The sequence below is a fragment of the Pseudomonas sp. genome, assembly GCF_017744435.1.
GTDB lineage: Bacteria > Pseudomonadota > Gammaproteobacteria > Pseudomonadales > Pseudomonadaceae > Aquipseudomonas.
This window is the reverse complement of record NZ_JAGIBG010000003.1, coordinates 160794-177015: the sequence shown is the minus strand read 5'-3', so window position 1 is coordinate 177015 and position 16222 is coordinate 160794. Positions and strand designations below refer to the sequence as shown.

The 16222-nt window shown below is 62.6% G+C and carries 15 protein-coding genes and 1 pseudogene; 6 read left to right on the top strand and 10 right to left on the bottom strand.

All coding sequences use genetic code 11. The annotated features are described in order from the left end of the window. The first annotated feature begins 184 nt into the window (after positions 1-184). Positions 185-634, top strand: coding sequence for a type II 3-dehydroquinate dehydratase (gene aroQ, locus J7573_RS03935; protein WP_294325863.1), 450 nt, complete (start codon positions 185-187; stop codon positions 632-634). After that, positions 631-1479 carry a shikimate dehydrogenase gene (locus J7573_RS03930; protein WP_294325861.1) on the top strand — a complete coding sequence of 283 codons (849 nt, stop codon included), beginning with the start codon at positions 631-633 and terminating at the stop codon, positions 1477-1479. Before aroQ ends, J7573_RS03930 begins: the two co-directional genes overlap by 4 nt. Positions 1480-1593: 114 nt before the next feature. Here J7573_RS03930 and J7573_RS03925 read toward each other — a convergent pair whose 3' ends face one another. Together J7573_RS03925 and J7573_RS03920 are read right to left on the bottom strand one after the other, a co-directional pair. Next, entirely contained in the window at positions 1594-2133 is a 540-nt protein-coding gene (locus tag J7573_RS03925; protein ID WP_294325859.1) for a thioredoxin family protein, read from the bottom strand. Then, positions 2123-2398 carry a DUF2790 domain-containing protein gene (locus J7573_RS03920; protein WP_159409818.1) on the bottom strand — a complete coding sequence of 92 codons (276 nt, stop codon included), beginning with the start codon at positions 2396-2398 and terminating at the stop codon, positions 2123-2125. Before J7573_RS03920 ends, J7573_RS03925 begins: the two co-directional genes overlap by 11 nt. A 222-nt stretch (positions 2399-2620) precedes the next feature. Between J7573_RS03920 and J7573_RS03915 the strand changes: the two genes are divergently transcribed. From J7573_RS03915 to J7573_RS03900, 4 genes are all read left to right on the top strand, one after another. Continuing rightward, a complete protein-coding gene (locus J7573_RS03915; RefSeq protein ID WP_294325856.1) occupies positions 2621-3361 on the top strand; it encodes a response regulator in 741 nt (246 codons plus the stop codon). Continuing rightward, on the top strand, positions 3358-4641 hold the full coding sequence (locus J7573_RS03910) for a HAMP domain-containing sensor histidine kinase (RefSeq protein WP_294325854.1): 1284 nt from the start codon (positions 3358-3360) through the stop codon (positions 4639-4641). Before J7573_RS03915 ends, J7573_RS03910 begins: the two co-directional genes overlap by 4 nt. A 144-nt stretch (positions 4642-4785) precedes the next feature. Beyond that, entirely contained in the window at positions 4786-5406 is a 621-nt protein-coding gene (locus J7573_RS03905) for a ferric reductase-like transmembrane domain-containing protein (protein WP_294325852.1), read from the top strand. Between the two features lie 15 nt (positions 5407-5421). Continuing rightward, positions 5422-5910 carry a DoxX family protein gene (locus tag J7573_RS03900; RefSeq protein ID WP_294325850.1) on the top strand — a complete coding sequence of 163 codons (489 nt, stop codon included), beginning with the start codon at positions 5422-5424 and terminating at the stop codon, positions 5908-5910. A 35-nt stretch (positions 5911-5945) separates the two neighbouring features. Here the strand turns inward: J7573_RS03900 and J7573_RS03895 are convergent, their stop codons facing one another. The 8 genes and pseudogenes from J7573_RS03895 to J7573_RS03860 form a co-directional block, all read right to left on the bottom strand. Beyond that, complete coding sequence (locus tag J7573_RS03895; protein WP_294325848.1) at positions 5946-6644, bottom strand: putative DNA-binding domain-containing protein; 699 nt, start codon at positions 6642-6644, stop codon at positions 5946-5948. Then, positions 6625-7461 carry a DUF692 domain-containing protein gene (locus J7573_RS03890; RefSeq protein WP_294325847.1) on the bottom strand — a complete coding sequence of 279 codons (837 nt, stop codon included), beginning with the start codon at positions 7459-7461 and terminating at the stop codon, positions 6625-6627. The genes J7573_RS03895 and J7573_RS03890 overlap by 20 nt, the downstream gene beginning before the upstream one ends. Positions 7462-7541: 80 nt before the next feature. Beyond that, positions 7542-7841, bottom strand: a pseudogene (locus tag J7573_RS03885) (EF-hand domain-containing protein); the annotation flags it as partial. A 120-nt stretch (positions 7842-7961) separates the two neighbouring features. Continuing rightward, positions 7962-8525, bottom strand: coding sequence for a DUF4174 domain-containing protein (locus J7573_RS03880; RefSeq protein ID WP_294325845.1), 564 nt, complete (start codon positions 8523-8525; stop codon positions 7962-7964). A 192-nt stretch (positions 8526-8717) separates the two neighbouring features. Further along, on the bottom strand, positions 8718-9572 hold the full coding sequence (locus J7573_RS03875; RefSeq protein ID WP_294325843.1) for an NEL-type E3 ubiquitin ligase domain-containing protein: 855 nt from the start codon (positions 9570-9572) through the stop codon (positions 8718-8720). Then, a complete protein-coding gene (locus tag J7573_RS03870) occupies positions 9545-11113 on the bottom strand; it encodes a DUF6543 domain-containing protein (protein ID WP_294325842.1) in 1569 nt (522 codons plus the stop codon). The genes J7573_RS03875 and J7573_RS03870 overlap by 28 nt, the downstream gene beginning before the upstream one ends. After that, entirely contained in the window at positions 11088-11630 is a 543-nt protein-coding gene (locus tag J7573_RS03865; protein WP_294325841.1) for a DUF6543 domain-containing protein, read from the bottom strand. Before J7573_RS03865 ends, J7573_RS03870 begins: the two co-directional genes overlap by 26 nt. Before the next feature lie 101 nt (positions 11631-11731). Beyond that, positions 11732-16216, bottom strand: a complete 4485-nt coding sequence (locus J7573_RS03860; RefSeq protein WP_294325840.1) for an NEL-type E3 ubiquitin ligase domain-containing protein — start codon at positions 16214-16216, stop codon at positions 11732-11734. Positions 16217-16222: the final 6 nt, after the last annotated feature.

Below are 16222 nucleotides of genomic sequence, written 5' to 3'. Positions count from 1 at the left end.
GACTGTAAGGAGGGCTGGTTATCGAGGCGGTGGCGCGAACATTACAATTCCGTAATCCGGCGACCTGCCTGAACAAGTCCGATAATCGCCCACTTTGCCGACCTGCGACACCTGATCCAATTGACGAAATTAACCACCCGGTACAAACATAGAGGCATTCAACAACAACAAAGCGATGCCCGCCATGAAGCCCCTTATTCTCGTGCTCAACGGCCCCAACCTGAACATGCTGGGGACCCGTGAGCCCACCCAGTATGGCCATGAAACCCTCGCCGACCTGGCCCAGGGTTGCGCCGACACTGCCCATGCCCACGGCCTGGAGATCGAATTCCGCCAGACCAACCACGAAGGCGAACTGATCGACTGGATCCACGCCGCCCGCGGCCGCTGCGCCGGTATCGTGATCAACCCCGGCGCCTGGACCCACACCTCCGTAGCCATCCGCGACGCCCTGGTGGCCAGCGAACTCCCGGTCATCGAAGTGCACCTGTCCAACGTCCACAAGCGCGAGCCGTTCCGCCACCTGTCGTTCGTCTCGTCAATTGCCGTGGGCGTGATCTGCGGCCTGGGCAGCCACGGCTACCGCCTGGCCCTGAGCCACTTTGCCGAGCTGCTCCAGGAGCCACGCACATGAGCCAGCCCGCCATCCTTGCCGGCCTGATCGGGCGTGGCATCCAGCTGTCGCGCACCCCTGCCCTGCACGAGCATGAAGGTGACGCCCAGCACCTGCGTTACCTCTATCGCCTGATCGATGCCGACCAGCTCAAGCTTGAGGACAGCGCCCTGGCGCAGTTGCTCGATGCTGCCCAGCACACCGGCTTCACCGGGCTCAACATCACCTACCCGTTCAAGCAAGCGATCCTGCCATTGCTCGATGAGCTGTCAGACGAGGCGCGCGGCATTGGCGCGGTGAACACCGTGGTGCTCAAGGATGGCAAGCGGGTCGGCCACAACACCGACTGCCTGGGCTTCGCCGAAGGCCTGCGCCGTGGCCTGCCGGATGTGTCGCGGCGCCGCGTGGTGCAGATGGGTGCTGGCGGCGCGGGTTCGGCGGTGGCCCATGCGCTGCTGAGCGAAGGGGTCGAGCAACTGGTGCTGTTCGAGGTGGATGCGGCGCGCGCCCAGGCGCTGGTCGACAACCTCAATGGCCATTTCGGCGCAGGCCGGGCGGTGCTGGGAACGGACCTTGCGGTCGAGGTGGCCGAGGCCGATGGCCTGGTCAACACCACGCCGGTGGGCATGGCCAAGTTGCCCGGTACGCCACTGCCCGTGGCGCTGTTGCACCGGCGCTTGTGGGTGGCTGAAATCATCTATTTCCCGCTGGAGACCGAACTGCTGAAAGCCGCAAGGGCGCTGGGTTGCCGCACGCTGGATGGCAGTAACATGGCAGTGTTTCAGGCGGTGAAGGCGTTCGAGCTGTTCAGTGGCAAACAGGCCGATGCCGAGCGGATGCAGGCGCATTTCGCCAGCTTTACCTGACAGACCGCACCGCCCTCTTCGCGGGCACGCCCGCTCCCACAGATACAGCGCAGCCATTGAGGTTGGCGCCGTACCTGTGGGAGCGGGTTTACCCGCGAAGAGGCCGGCACAGGCCTACCCTTTCTCATCCAGCAACGCCTTTATCACATTCTCCTGCCCGGCATAATCACCTTCACCAAAGTGCACATGCCGCACCTGCCCCTGCCGATCGACAAAGTAATGTGCTGGCCAGAACTGGTTACCCCAGGCATTCCACACCTGATAGTCATTGTCCACCGCCACCGGGTAAGCGATACCCAAGCTGGCCACCTTGCTCTTCAACTGCCCCACATCATGCTCGTAATCGTATTCCGGCGTGTGCACCCCCACCACCACCAGGCCCTGGTCGGCATAGCGCCGCGCCCAGTCGTTGACGTGCGGCAGGCTGCGCTGGCAATTGATGCAGTCCCAGGTCCAGAAGTCCACCAGCACCACCTTGCCCTTGAGCGCCGGGGCGTCCAATGGCGGTGAGTTGAGCCATTGGCTGGCGCCAGCCAGTGACGGCATGGCGCCGTAGTTATCGCGAGCCATCAGTTGCCCACCCGCGAGGCCAAGGCCAAGCAGCGCCAAGGCCACGCCCCCCACTTTCAACAGCAGTCGGCGATCAGTTGTCATGGCAACCGCTCGTGGCGTAGGTGCGGTATTCGACGCTCTCGCGCTGGCCTTTGGAGTCGAGGTAGTCCATGCGAGTCTTGACCGGACCGCAGGCATTGCTCTGGTCATCTTTCACCGATAGCACTTTCTTCACATCCAGATGGTCGCCGTAGCGGTACTGCATGACGCTGGCGTCGTTCATCGAGGTGGAGCTGGCATTGGCGGCAACGGCACCGAGGCTGAGCACGGCGAACAGGCTGGCACTGGCGATAGTCTTGAAGTTCATGGCATCTCTCCTTGGCATCACTTTCAGGGATGGGGATCTGTGCTCCCCGGTCGAGAGCCATTCCACCGCTGCCAGGTATCTCGCATGTGTCGCCTCGGCCTGTGATCTGCTTCTTCCTGTATCTGAACCCAAGCCAGATACACTGCAATACAAAACGCCACAGGCAAGCCCCCACGCGCTCGGTACACTGCGCCCACTCCCCCTTGAACAGGAACGCCGCGAATGGAACATGTCGATCACATCCTGATCGTCGACGACGACCGTGAGATCCGCGAACTGGTCGGCAACTACCTGAAAAAGAACGGTTTGCGCACCAGCATCGTCGCCGACGGCCGGCAGATGCGCGCCTTCCTCGAAGCCAACAGCGTCGACCTGATCGTCCTCGACATCATGATGCCCGGCGACGACGGCCTGTTGCTGTGCCGCGAACTGCGCGCCGGCAAGCACCGCAACACGCCGGTATTGATGCTGACAGCGCGTAATGACGAGACCGACCGTATCATCGGCCTGGAAATGGGCGCCGACGACTACCTGACCAAGCCGTTCTCCGCACGCGAACTGCTGGCACGCATCAATGCCGTGTTGCGCCGCACGCGCATGCTGCCACCGAACCTGACCATCAGCGAAAGCAGCCGACTGCTCGCCTTCGGCCAATGGCGCCTGGACACCACCGCCCGGCACCTGCTTGACACCGAAGGCACCCTGGTCGCGCTCAGTGGTGCCGAGTACCGCCTGCTGCGTGTATTCCTCGACCATCCGCAGCGGGTGCTCAGCCGCGAGCAGTTGCTGAACCTGACCCAGGGTCGCGAGGCCGATATCTTCGACCGCTCCATCGACCTGCTGGTCAGCCGCCTGCGCCAACGCCTGGGCGATGATGCCCGTGAACCAAGCTGCATCAAGACCGTGCGCAGTGAGGGCTATGTGTTCTCGCTGGCCGTGCAACTGCTCGAGTCACCGGCATGAAATGGCCGCGCACCCTCGCCTCGCGTCTGGCGCTGATCTTCATCACCGGGCTGGTGCTTGCCTATGGGCTGTCGTTCAGCCTGCAAGCCTATGAGCGCTATGTCAGCAGCCGCTCGATGATGCTCAGCCATCTGGAGCAGGATGTCGCCACCTCCATGGCGATCCTGGAGCGCCTGCCCGCAGCCGAGCGCGCCAGCTGGCTGCCGCGCCTGGAACGCCATACCTACCGCTACCGCCTGGACCAGGGCCAGGCGGGCACGCCGATGGCCAGCGACCAACCGCCCATGGCTGCTGAATCGATCATCAAGGCCATCGGCGAGCACTATCAGCTGAAATTCAAGGATATTCCTGGGCCGAAACAGCACTTCCAGGTTCACCTGCACCTGTCTGACGGCACACCGCTGACCATCGATGTCACCCCAACGCCAGTACCGGTGGCGGGCTGGCTGCCACTGGTGCTACTGATCCAGCTCGGTGTGCTGTTGTTCTGCACCTGGCTGGCGGTGCGCCTGGCCATCGGGCCTCTGACCCGCCTGGCCCAGGCCGTGGACGACCTCGACCCGGACAAGCCCGGCGTACTGCTGGACGAAAGCGGCCCACGCGAGGTCAAGTACGCCGCGGTGGCATTCAATGCCCTGCAGGCACGTATAGCCGCTTACCTTAAAGAGCGCATGCAACTGCTTGCTGCCATTTCCCACGACCTGCAAACACCGATCACGCGCATGAAACTGCGGGTCGAGGTCATGGATGATGGCGTCGAGAAGGACAAGCTCTGGCATGACCTGGACGCCATGGAGCATCTGGTCCGCGAAGGCGTGGCCTATGCCCGCAGCATGGACATAAACACCGAGGCGTCATGCCGGATCAACCTCGACGCCTTCCTCGACAGCGTGGTGTTCGACTACCAGGACAGCGGCGCCCAGGTGGAGCGCCACGGCAATACCGGCAGCCTGCTGGAGACCCGCCCGCATGCATTGCGCCGAGTGCTGGTGAACCTGGTGGATAACGCCCTGAAGTTTGCCGGCAAAGCTCAACTTGAGGTCAGCCGCGAACAGGGCAAGACATTGATTCGGGTCCTCGATGAAGGCCCGGGGATCCCCGCCGAAGAACTGGACGAGGTCCTCAAGCCGTTCTACCGGGTAGAGAGCTCGCGCAATCGCAGCACCGGAGGCACTGGCCTGGGGCTTGCCATCGCCCAGCAACTGACCCAGGCCATGGGCGGCAGGCTGACCTTGAGCAACCGCAAAAGCGGCGGGTTGTGCGCCCAGATTGAGCTGTAACGACTGAAACGGTGGCCCGCTCGGGCCACCCTACAGCTCCCAGGGCTACAGTCCGATACACAATGCTGCTTTCACCGACACACTGCAGATACCCGCTCCGCACACACTCCCGGTCACACAACGACACTCCGGGAGACCTCACCCATGAAGCCGCTCACCCTTCCCTCCGGCTGGAAGCTGTTCGCCGCCCTTGCTGCCCTGACCTTGCTCATGACCGCCGCAGTCCTGCTCAGCTACCCGCCCGGTGCAGATGGCCTGCGCAGCGCCATCCGCGCCACCGCACGCAGTTCTTTCGCATTGTTCCTGCTGGCCTTCCTGGCCTCGTCACTCGTCACGCTCCTGCCCGGCAGCGGCAGCCGTCGCCTGCTCCGCGAGCGACGCTACCTGGGCCTGGCCTTCGCCTTTTCGCACACCGTTCATGGGCTGCTGATCTACCGCTACGCGCAGCAATTCCCGGAGCTGTTCTGGGCCGGGCGGACAGTCACCTCGAGCCTGCCGGGAAGCATCGGCTACCTGTTCCTGCTGTTGCTCACCCTGACCTCGTTCAAGGCGCCGATGCGCCTGCTGGGTGGCCGCGCCTGGAAAGCTCTGCACAGTAGCGGCATGTGGGTGCTGGCCGGGGTGTTCTGCCTGTCGTTCTACAACCGCATCCCCATGGGCGGCGGGTACCCGCTGGCCTTCGCCCTGATCTTCAGTGCCATCGCTTTCAAGCTCATCGCCAAGCTGGCTCAACAGCAACGCCGTACCGCCTCTGCCCTTTCCTGAAACGAGATGATCACCATGACCGCACTGACACGTACCTTCACCACCTTCGATCGCTTTGGCAGCTGGAGTGCCGACTTGCCGTTGCGGCTGTTCCTGGCCTGGGAATTTTTCGAGTCCGGCTGGGAGAAATTCAACGGCAGCAACTGGTTCGGCGATCTGCAGTCGAACTTTCCGTTCCCGTTCAATGTGCTGCCAGCGGAGCTCAACTGGCAATTGTCGATGTGGGCGGAGCTGCTGCTCCCCCTGCTGCTGTTGCTTGGCCTGGGCACACGGCTGGCATCGGCCGGGCTGATGGTGGTGACCGTGGTGGCGATCGCGGCAGTGCATTGGCCAAGCCACTGGTCGAGCCTGGCAGAACTGGCCCAGGGTTATGCCATCACCGACCAGGGCTTCGGCAACTTCAAACTGCCGCTCATCTATCTGGTCGCCCTGCTGCCGCTGCTGCTCAAAGGTTCGGGGCGCTTGAGCCTGGACCACTGGATCAGGAACCGCGTACTGAGGTAAAGATCAGGGGGCTGCCAGGCAGCCCCCTTCGGCCGTTATCGCGTACCGATGACGACACCCAGATCACGCAGGTTTTCGAGCAATGCCAGGCCCTCCTGCTGATCCGCAGCCAGCGCTTGCAACCGCTCCCGCCCATTGCCCTGAACCTGCGTCAGCAAGCAGTAGGCCATGGGCGAAAGCCGGGCGAAACGCACCTGCAATGCAGCATCGCGGTAGACCAGCAGCAGAGTGGGCAATGCAGGCGCCTCAAGCGGCTGGAACGCCGGACCGATACGCTCCACTGGCCAGCGGTAGGCTACAACGCTGGCCGTGCCTGACAACACTGGCTCGCCTTGCAGCAGGTCACCTTGCGGATCATGGTCAGGGTCCTGAGCATCGCTCAGGTAGAGCTGCGACTCGATCAGCTCGTAATGGGCCAACTCCCGCTGCCAGGGGGTATCAGGCTCGGTACCCTGCAGATAGTCGACGAAGGCTTCCGCGACCCTGGTAAACAACGGCGAGCGGCAGCGGTAGCTGGCATAGAAATCATGCACCCGCGCATGCCAAAGCTGATCGCCCAGTGTCTTGCGCAGCACCGGGAAATTTCCCGCCAACAGAGCCTCGATGCCTCCGTAGAACAATTCCCTGTACAGCCTCAGGCGCCGATCCTCGAGCCCTTCCGGTGGCGCATGGCGTTCAGGGTCCCGCAGGTGACGGGCCAGGCAGAATTGCTGCTCACGCAATACAGCGTGCATGCACCACCTCCTGCTGCACGGTGCGAATATGCGCGACTTCTGCCAGCAGCTCGCCCATGGTCGGGTAGTTGAAGTCGCGTTCGAGCACCGTCGGCTGGATGCCGAAACGCTCGCAAGCGCTGGCGAACAGCGACCAGACCTGTGGCTTGACCGCTGCTCCATGCGTGTCGACCTTGAGATCGGGTGCCTCGTCATGGTGCCCCGCCAGATGCATGCCGGTAACCCGCATCACGGGAAGCCCCTGCAGAAATGCCATCGCGTCGTACCCATGGTTGCAGGCATTGACGTAGACATTGTTGACGTCCAGCAGCAACTCGCAGTCTGCTTCGTCGAGCACCGCCCGGATGAACTCCAGCTCGCTCATCGCCTGGTAAGGCGCGGCGTAGTAGCTGATGTTCTCGATGGCGATGCGGCGCTGCAGTGCATCCTGCACCTGGCGAATACGCGCACTGACCTGCCGCACGGCCGCTTCGGTGAATGGCAACGGCAGCAGATCATAGAGGTAACCATCATCGCTGCAGTAACTCAGGTGCTCGCTGTAATGGCGTACCTGATGGCGGTCAAGGAACTGCCGTATCTGCTCGAGCAACTCACGATCCAGGGGCAAGCTGCCGCCCAGCGACAGCGACAAACCATGACAGACCAAGGGAAAGCGCTCGGCCAACTGCGCCAGGTCCCGGCCGAATGCACCACCGACACCGATCCAGTTTTCCGGGGCGCATTCCAGAAAATCCACTGCACCTGGGTCCAGTGTGAGCAAGTCGGGCATCAGACTACGACGCAGGCCAAGGCCGGCGTGCATGGGCGTGATGTTCATCTTTGCGTCTCCATAACAAGCACAACGCCCCGTCTGGCCAGCAGACGGGGCGTTGTCACATTTCTCAGGTATTTGAATCAGGACTGGCTCTTGCCATGGCTATCACTGCCACCGCACTTGCCTTCTCCGCACTTGCCTTCGCTCTGGCCGGCCTTGTCACTGCCGCCACACTTGCCTTCGCCGCATTTGCCTTCGCCCTGTACGGCCTTGCCGCTGCCACCGCACTTGCCCTCGCCGCACTTGCCCTCACCTTGGGCCTTGGCCGCAGCCAGCTGGTAGCCTTGGGCAAGCGGTTCGACAGCGAACGCCTGGCTGCCAATGGCCATGCTGCCGATGAACGCAGCACCGAGCAGTCCGAGTTTGTTACGGGTATGAGTCATGGTGAAGCTCCACTCTGGTCAGGAAGTGGAGCTATTCAACCGTGCTGAAGGCTTGGGCGATATCGCCGGATTCGGCTATTCATGTAGGACCCACCAACCACTCGCAGCGGTTGGCGCCGCTCAATCATCCAACGGCTTTGGAGGGGCCGCAGGTTTGGCGGGTTTCGCAGGTTTCGCGGATTTACTGTCCTTGGCCTTGGGTTCGGGTGCAGCAGCCGCTACGGGCTCTGGTGCCGTCGCTGCCTTTTCAGTCGCGGGTAGCTCGTCGACCGCCTTGAAGATCACCTGTGGGTCGATCTTGTCGCCTGACTCATCATCCTTGAGCACATGACGCTCACCGTCCAGGCCCACCAGGATCACCTTGGTGCCCTTGCTGGCGCCCAGCTTGAGTTCGCGAATCAAGGCCATCGTGGTCTGTTGCTCAAGGTTCTTGTCTTCACGCTTGCCCATCATCTGGGCGACGCTGAACAGCACCAGGTTGCGCTCCTTGAATCCCGCCTGGGTAGCGGGGTCCTTGAGGGCCTCGTTCAACCCTCGCAAGGTGGGGTCGGCACTGCTTGGAGCGATGACCACCAATGGCCTGGCCTTGCCCAGTTCCTTGGCCAACGGCGCGTCACTGTCGGCCGCAAGCAGCGGGCCGGCAACAGCGAGCAAGGTGGCGAGGGTCAGTGACCGGACGAGCATGCACATCTCCTTATTCTCTCGATAAACCAAAGACTACAGATCATGGAGAAAGATCCGACGTTCGAGACTAAACCAACTGATCAGCCACATCGCTCACACAAAGGTAACTTCGCATGTCTCCCCCTGGGTAAAGGGCACCCGAGAAAGTGCCAGGCCCCGACCTGAGCATAGTCCATCGAGCGCCCCGCGTACTCAACGCAGGTCAATCACCTCTCGTTCGCTGCGCACATCCAGCGCATTCAACGTCAACGCCCGCATCAGCGCGCGCTCTGCGTGCCGCCGCTGACTGGCAATCCTGTCGATTTCCATCAGGCGTTGCCCTTCCGGCAGGATCGAGTCGTTCTGCAGATCTTCCAGTTGCGCATGAAACGGTGCATCGAGCGCCTCGAAGCGCTCGCGGTGAGCATTGCGCAAATGCGTCTGCCAGAATCCTCGCTCGATCAGTGATTCGGCCAGCCGCTCACCACTTTCGCTGCTCAGCACCGCTTGCCGGGCTTGAGCGATGCGGCTTGCATCAACCCCCGCGACCGGCCGAAACGCCATCCCCTGGGTACGCACGGGCAAGTCCAGGTCTGCACGCAAGGCCAGGCGGTAGGCAAGCGCGACTTCCACCTGATCGGGATCGCCGCCATCGAGCCGGCACGCCTGGATGTCTTGCAGCGCAACCCGGTCCAGTTCATCCAGTCGCCACAGCTGGCGCCCCAGGCGTAGCAATGCCTGCTCCTGATCGCCCGCCATGGCTTCGGCCTCGGCACGCCACACCATCATGCGCAACTCAAGGTCACTGAAGCGCAGGGCTACGCTGTCCTGGCACGTCAAGGCCGCGGCATTGCTGAAAATTGATTCACGCAGCTCAGCCGACGCCACCAAGGCACGTAGCATCTCAAGCACCCGACTGGCCAGGTAACGCGCCCCCCGTGAGGCTCTGAAAATCCGCGGTTTCCACCAACCGCACGAGCAGATGGAAAAACTCCGTGGACACTGGTGGAGCCTGCAGCGCCTGCCAATGGCTACCGAGTTCAGTGCGCAATTCGGCACCTGCAGCATCCATCCAGCGCAGCCGCGCCGACACCAGCGTGGTGCTTTCCTCTTCGGGCGTGGACACTGCAGAAAGCATCCCACAGCTCGCGCTGTTCGTTACCATAGGCACTGCTCATGACTTCGAACAACTCACCGGCCTTGCCGACGGGCTGGGCCTGAACGTCGAAGCGCTGGAAAACGCCGTCCTGGTAGACCAGGTTGCAGACCGTTTCACCGTCGCCCATGGACGCCAGCGGCACTTCGCCGATGACTCCGTCGAACAGGCGCCAGCGTATGCCACTGGCGGCCGAGGACAGGTGCTCCAGCATCCTCAGTGCCACTCGCGCCAGGTCCAGACCTTGCGGTGTGTCCCAGTACAGTGCCTCGTAGACACGTGCCATACGCACCGGCAAGAGCATGCCCCTCGCGGCTTCGGCCAAGCCTAGCTGTAGCCGTCCGGTTGCGAGCAGCCGGTCACGCTCTGCAGCGCAGGCCTTGGCCAGCAACGACTGGGCCACACGCCTGTTCAAACTCGGGAAAACCCGCAGCAACGCGGCTTCCGCCTCGCTGCCCTGCCACTCCTGAATGCGATTAAGGCGTTGCAGCAACACCCGCCTCTGGTTCCAGGCCAGCTCGGCAAGCGCCTGGCCAGAGAGCCCCAGGGCCTCGGGTAGCCCGTGCAATAGCTCGAATGCCTGCACATCTTCGACCGGCTGGCCGTTGCGCAAGCGGTTCACCAGTGACCGTATACGCCGATTGAGCAGCACCCGCTGCGCACTGTCGAGCAAGCCGGCCTCGGGCGCGCGCCCCAGGACGTGAATGGCACGCAGATGCTCCTCCTGCACATCATGAATGGCCAATAGCTGGTCGATCTGCTGATCATCGAGCTGAGCCAACGGCCCACCCAGGCGCCTGCACAGGTAGTGATTACCGCGCCATTGCATCGGTTGCTCACTCCACAGGCGCCAAGCCCCTGCGCCGTTATGCATCAGCAACGGGCCATGCCCGTCACGGGGCTGCAACTGCCAATGGTCATCGGTACTGCGCTGGACCACCGGGTAATGATGGCCGTCCATCGCAATCCAGGCCTTTTGCTCGTAGCGCCAGACCCCCGCGTCATCAACCATCGCTCCTGCCGGTGGCGGCTCACTGCGGTAAGGCGCCAGGTCCCCTATCCACAGACGTTCGGTGCCATCCTCCCGACGCGCCACCGACAGGCTGTCGACCAGCGCGGAGCGTGCCCACAATCGTTGTGCTGCCGTGACACCGGCAGCCGTGCCCGCGATGACCGCGAGGTCGGCCGCCACATGGCCGACGTGGTCCAGGGCCTGAAGCGTGTCCCCCTCCTGCCACGCCTCGACGGCCTCGAATATATCCCCAAGCCAATGCCATGCACTCAGGGCCAACAGCGCAACGCCAAGGGCAGGCAGGTAGAAGCTCGCAGCCGTGAGCAGCGACAAGCCCAGGGTCTCCAGGCGCTGATCATGAGCCTGCTGAATGGCACGATCCAGATTGGCCACGGGGGCGGCAACCATTGCCGCGTCATCCTTGATCTGATTGACGCGCATGGCGGCCAGGTCCTTGAACAGATACCCCCAGCGGCTCCATATGCTCGCCCAGGTCGATGTTGGCCCAACCTGCCAGGTCGTCGTACCCGGCAACCACCTGGGAAAAGAACGCGTGGCTGTCGCGATGGCGCACGAAACGCGCAAAGAACTGGCGGTAATCGACGTTACGCAAGCGCTGCCCGAGCACTTTGCGGGCAAAGTGCTGCAAACTTTCATGCGCGCTCCAGGGCCCATGCGGATCACCTGGGATGTACACCAGTACACGCTGGGTGGAGGTGTAGATCGGCGCAAAGGTCTCGTCGCGCACATCGAGCACGACGATCTGTTGCAAGGGGCAACCCAGCGCCAGCAGGCCAGCGAGGCGATACCGACAGTCCAGGCTGCCATTCAGCGCCTGGCGCAAGGCGGTCAGGTGCTCGGGGCGTGCCGAGCAGAGCCAGCCCGGCAAGCGTCTGGCGATGATCTGGTCCTGGCCCGCTTGCTCGATCAGCGTGTATTGATCTTGCGAAATGTTCATGGCTGAAGCCTCTGCGGGATGGAATGCTCGAGGCTACCTTCGGGCTGCAAGCAGCAGCGCCTAACAGGCTACTACCGCACCCCTCACTCACAACGTGGGTCCTAGTGCCAGGGTGCGATTGTCGCAATCATCACTGCCGTCAAGTGCTGGTCCAGTGCTTCCCAGGTGAGCTGCCTGTACAGGTTGAGTTCCCGCTGCTGCACACGGTATTGCAGACCATTGAATTCATCCGCTGTGGCATTGCGCGCCTCCATTGCCTCGCGTTCATCGTGCAAGGCCTGCGGCACCTGAAAGCGTGCGGGATGCTTGTGCGCCAGGTAGTCACGCCAGAAGCGTGTCGTCGCCAGATAATCCACCAGCGCCTCCCGGGACTGAGCATTTCTGACAATGTGTGCGGCAGCGCGCAGGTCCGCGCGCGACAGGTTGGCCACGCCGGGGTTGAGCATCTCGTCGTGCTCGATGGGCAAATCGAGGTTGTCAGCCAGTTCCAGGCGATAAGACAGGGCGAACTCGAGCGACTCCTTGGGCCTGCCTACCCGAATGGCATGCAGCCCTGCCACTTCATCGAGCATGTCCAGGCGCCAGCATTGCCCACCCAAGGCCAGCAATGCCCGCTGCTGATTGCCCGGCAATTCTCGGTTGAGGGCTTTCCATACCCGCACACGCACTTCAAGGTCGCTGAAACGCAACGTGGCGTTGTCCTGGCAGTGTTCCGTCAGTGCATGTTCATACAGTTCGGCTCGCAGCGCGGGCCGTTCGCTCATGTAGTCGAGCATGCGCAGCACGCGCAGTGCCAGGTAGCGAGACAGAAACTCGCTCTGGAAATCCGCCGAAGAAGTCAGGCGATCCAGCAAATGAAAGAAGTGCCGAGAGGCCTGATTGCCATGCATCTTGCCCCACAGATTGGCCAGGTGATCACGCTGACCGTCCGCCACCCGGTCGAGCCAGCGCTGCTTGACGGGTACCTGGGTATCGAGCATTTCACTCCAGGCATCCTGCCCCCCCTGCAACGGGTTATCGGATAACCTGACCCTGCCGGAGCGCCACAGCGCAGACCGATAAAAGCCGAATGGCAACGTGCGGATCGCGTTATCGCCTACATCAAGCGTGTGCAGGCTCCCGGCCCCCATCACGCCAACGGGGATGGCGGTCAGTTGGGTATTGCGCAGCATCAAGGCATTCAGGCTGGGCATCTGGGCTATGGAAATCACCCGCTGCAGCGGGTTGTGCGAAAGATTCAGGTAGATCAACCGCTGGCAGCTGGCGAGCAGGTCGACCCCAAAATCATTCAGGCTCACCTGGTTGCCAGACAAGTCCAGGATGCGCAGGCGCTGCGCCATCGCCGGTGTCAGCGGCAAGCGGGTCAGGCGGCAGTTGGTCATGCTCAGGGACTCAAGCGCATCAAACGCGTGCAGGAAACTCTGAGGCACACGGGCTATCTGCACCGAGCGCAGCGCCAGATCCGACACATGGGAAAACCGCACGCCCTGCGGAATGTCAGGCAACTCGTCCAGGTTGCTGCGGTAGGTGCTCAGGAGATAACCCGCACCCTCTTCCACCGCCCCCAGTTGCCTGGGTACCAGATACCGCCAACACGCGATCAGGCCTTGCGCAAACTCCCTGCGTGCTTTCCAGTGCCAGCCCTTGAGCGTCGAAAGGCGCCAGACGCCAAGGGACTTGCGCAGGGTGTTGAGCTGACGCTTCAGCTCCCCCAGCTCGGCTCCGGGATCACGCTGCGCTTGGCGAAGGTGGGTCAACCACAGTTCAACGTCGTCATCATCGAAGCCTGGATAGAGATCGCGCAGTTCTGCAGCCAGGTTTCTCACCGCGCCCCGACCACGGTGGAAACGCTGCCGCCAACCACTCAACGGATAGCCGATCCGGCCGTTGGCCAGGCGCTGTGGCGGATTGAAGATGTCAGCTGGTTGTGCGATGCCGAGCAACTCGGCGATCACCTCCCGCCGCTGTGCGACCCGGCTTGCCATCTGCGTTCGCAGCTGCCAGGCAAAGGGTTCACCGATGCCCAGTGCATCGCGTTGCCCATTGGCATACCCGGCAGCCAACTGTTGAAACAGTTCGCCTGGCTCTCCGAGCGCCTGTCCCTGCTCGTCACAGCGTTCAAACGCTCCGGCCCGATAACGAAGACCCAGGGTGCCTCCGCGTCCGCGGCTGCTCAACAGAGGCTCCGCCAGGTCGCCATCGAACAGTTGCCATTGCGGGCCCGTAACGGCCCCCGGCATTGCCTCGAGCAACTTGAGCGCCACACGGGCAAGGTCCAGGGTTTGCGGCGTATCGAACAGCAACGCCTCATGCACCCGAACGCAGCGAATGCGCCTGACCAGCGCTGCTGCTGCCAAGCCCAGGTCATCCTCGCCCACGGAATCCAGCAGTGCTTCGGCCCCGAGGCGATGCAGGCTGACAAAGTCCCGTTGCAGTGCCTGGGTAGCAGCCGTCACGGGATATTGCTCATAGTAAAGCTGCCCCACCAATGACCGTCGCCTGGTTTCAACCAGCTCGGCCAGGTGGGCATCGGACATCGAATCAGCGCCCTGCCATCGACGTACCCTGGCCAGCAACACGGCGTCCGCCACCTGGCTGCCCGTGCGCAGTTGCCTGACCAGCGCCTGGACCTGGGTAACCAGCGCGACGCGGCTGACCGAATCGACCATGCATGCCTCCGGCGCCTGGCCACAGATATGCAGCCCCCGCAAATGGTTGGCGTCCAGGCCATGGATGACCAGTAGCTGATCGATCTGCTCACCCTCAAGCTGGCTGAAGTCATTGCCCAGGCGCCGAAACAGGCGGTGCGGCTCGTCCCATTCGATTGGCTGTTCGCACCAGACACGCCAAGCGCCAGCACCGTTGTGCCGTAATTGCGGGCCATGCCCTTGCTTTGGCACGATCTGCCACTGCTCGTCGCCTTGCTGCATCACTTCGTAGAAATAGCCGTCCATGGTCACCCAGCAACGGCCTTTCAGGCGGTAGACCCCGTTGGCATCGGCAAGGGCTTGCAGAGGCGGTGGCGCGCTGCGAAAAGGTGTCAAGTCGAAGCGCCACAGTTTCTCGCTGCCGTCCTCGAGGCGGGCCGTTGCCAAGCCGTCAACCAGATGCCACTCCCGCGCTACTGCCCCCGCGATCGCTGAAGTGACACCAATCATGGCCACGGTTTCGGCAATCCTCACCAGATGTTCCAGCGCCGCCCGGGTATCGCCCTCACGCCAGTCCTCGACGGCATGAAAAACATCCTTGAGCATGTCCCAGACCATCACCGCGCCGAGCATGACGCCGATGCCGGGCACAAACAGACCCGCCAGGTTGGCCACGGTCCAGGCTGCCGAGATCAGGCGATCGTGCCTGGCCTGGCGCTGACGGTCGTCGATGGCCTGCACGGGCACCGCAATGAGCGCCGCATCATCCTTGATATGGTCGATGTACCCCCGAGCCAGGTGGTCGAACAATGGCAATGGGTAGGCCGCCATGTGCTGGTCCATGTCCCGCGACGCCCAAATGGCGACATCCATCAGCTCACTGGCAACCTTGGCAAAGAACGCGGCGCTATCGCGGCGACGGATGAACCGGCTGAAAAAGCGCTGATAGGCTTCATCTGCCAACCGCTTACCCAGGATTCGCCGGATGAACGTATCCAGATCCCGGGCGGCGCTCCAGGGGCTGACCGGGTCACCAGGGATGTACACCAGCACGCGCTGGCTGGCGCTGACACCCAGCGACGACGTGGTCTGGTCGAACACGACCAACTGTTCGATCTTGCACCCATAAGCGCTCAGCTGCCTGGCAATGACCGGTTTGCCTTGCAACGTGGCTGACTTCGCGCCCTGGCAGATTGCGATGACCAGTGCCAGCTCATCCGCCGTCAATATGCCCTCGGTCTTGGCCTTGCAGGCTTCGAGCAACATCGAGGCAGCCTGCAAGGTCTTGTACGAGGCCATGAAACTGTGGCCCTCCACGGCCGGGGCAAGCAGGATCGAGTCCAGGTGCTCCTGATAGCGCTGTCCCAGGTCCAGTTGGCGGCAGCCACTGACAAACGCCGAAGCGCTCATCGGCTTGAACGTGCTGCCATCGCGCGCCACCACGCAGTCGCTGCGCGGTAGTCCACCCTGCCCGGCTTCGTCTTCGGTAAAGTTGGCCAGTGCCGCATCGAGCAATGGAATGTCGTAGCTGTTCTTTTCCTGCTGTGGCTGGCGACCCGTTGCGAGCTCAGGCTCGGGGGCAACGCTGAAATAGAAGTGGCGCAGGAACAACGCCTCACTGTCGACCGACGCATACAGGCTTTTGCTCAGCTCGCGCTGCAACAATGGCCCGCAGTATTGGCGGATGCCCTGAATACGGCCAATGTCGCGGCTCAGGCGTTGACGGCAGGCGTAACTCGCCTTGAGCGCTTCGAGCACGTGGCTGAGCTGTTCTGCCGTCAAAGACTCACGTATCGGTTGCTGGCCAGGCGTGTCGCTGACGATGTGCAGGTTGCGTATCCAGGCCGGCAGGCGAGCGGCAATCAGGCCATCCTGAAACCCCTGCTCCGCCGTCTGGTTGGCTGTGCGTCTATGTGGCTGGCTATCACTGACGTGCATGGCGCA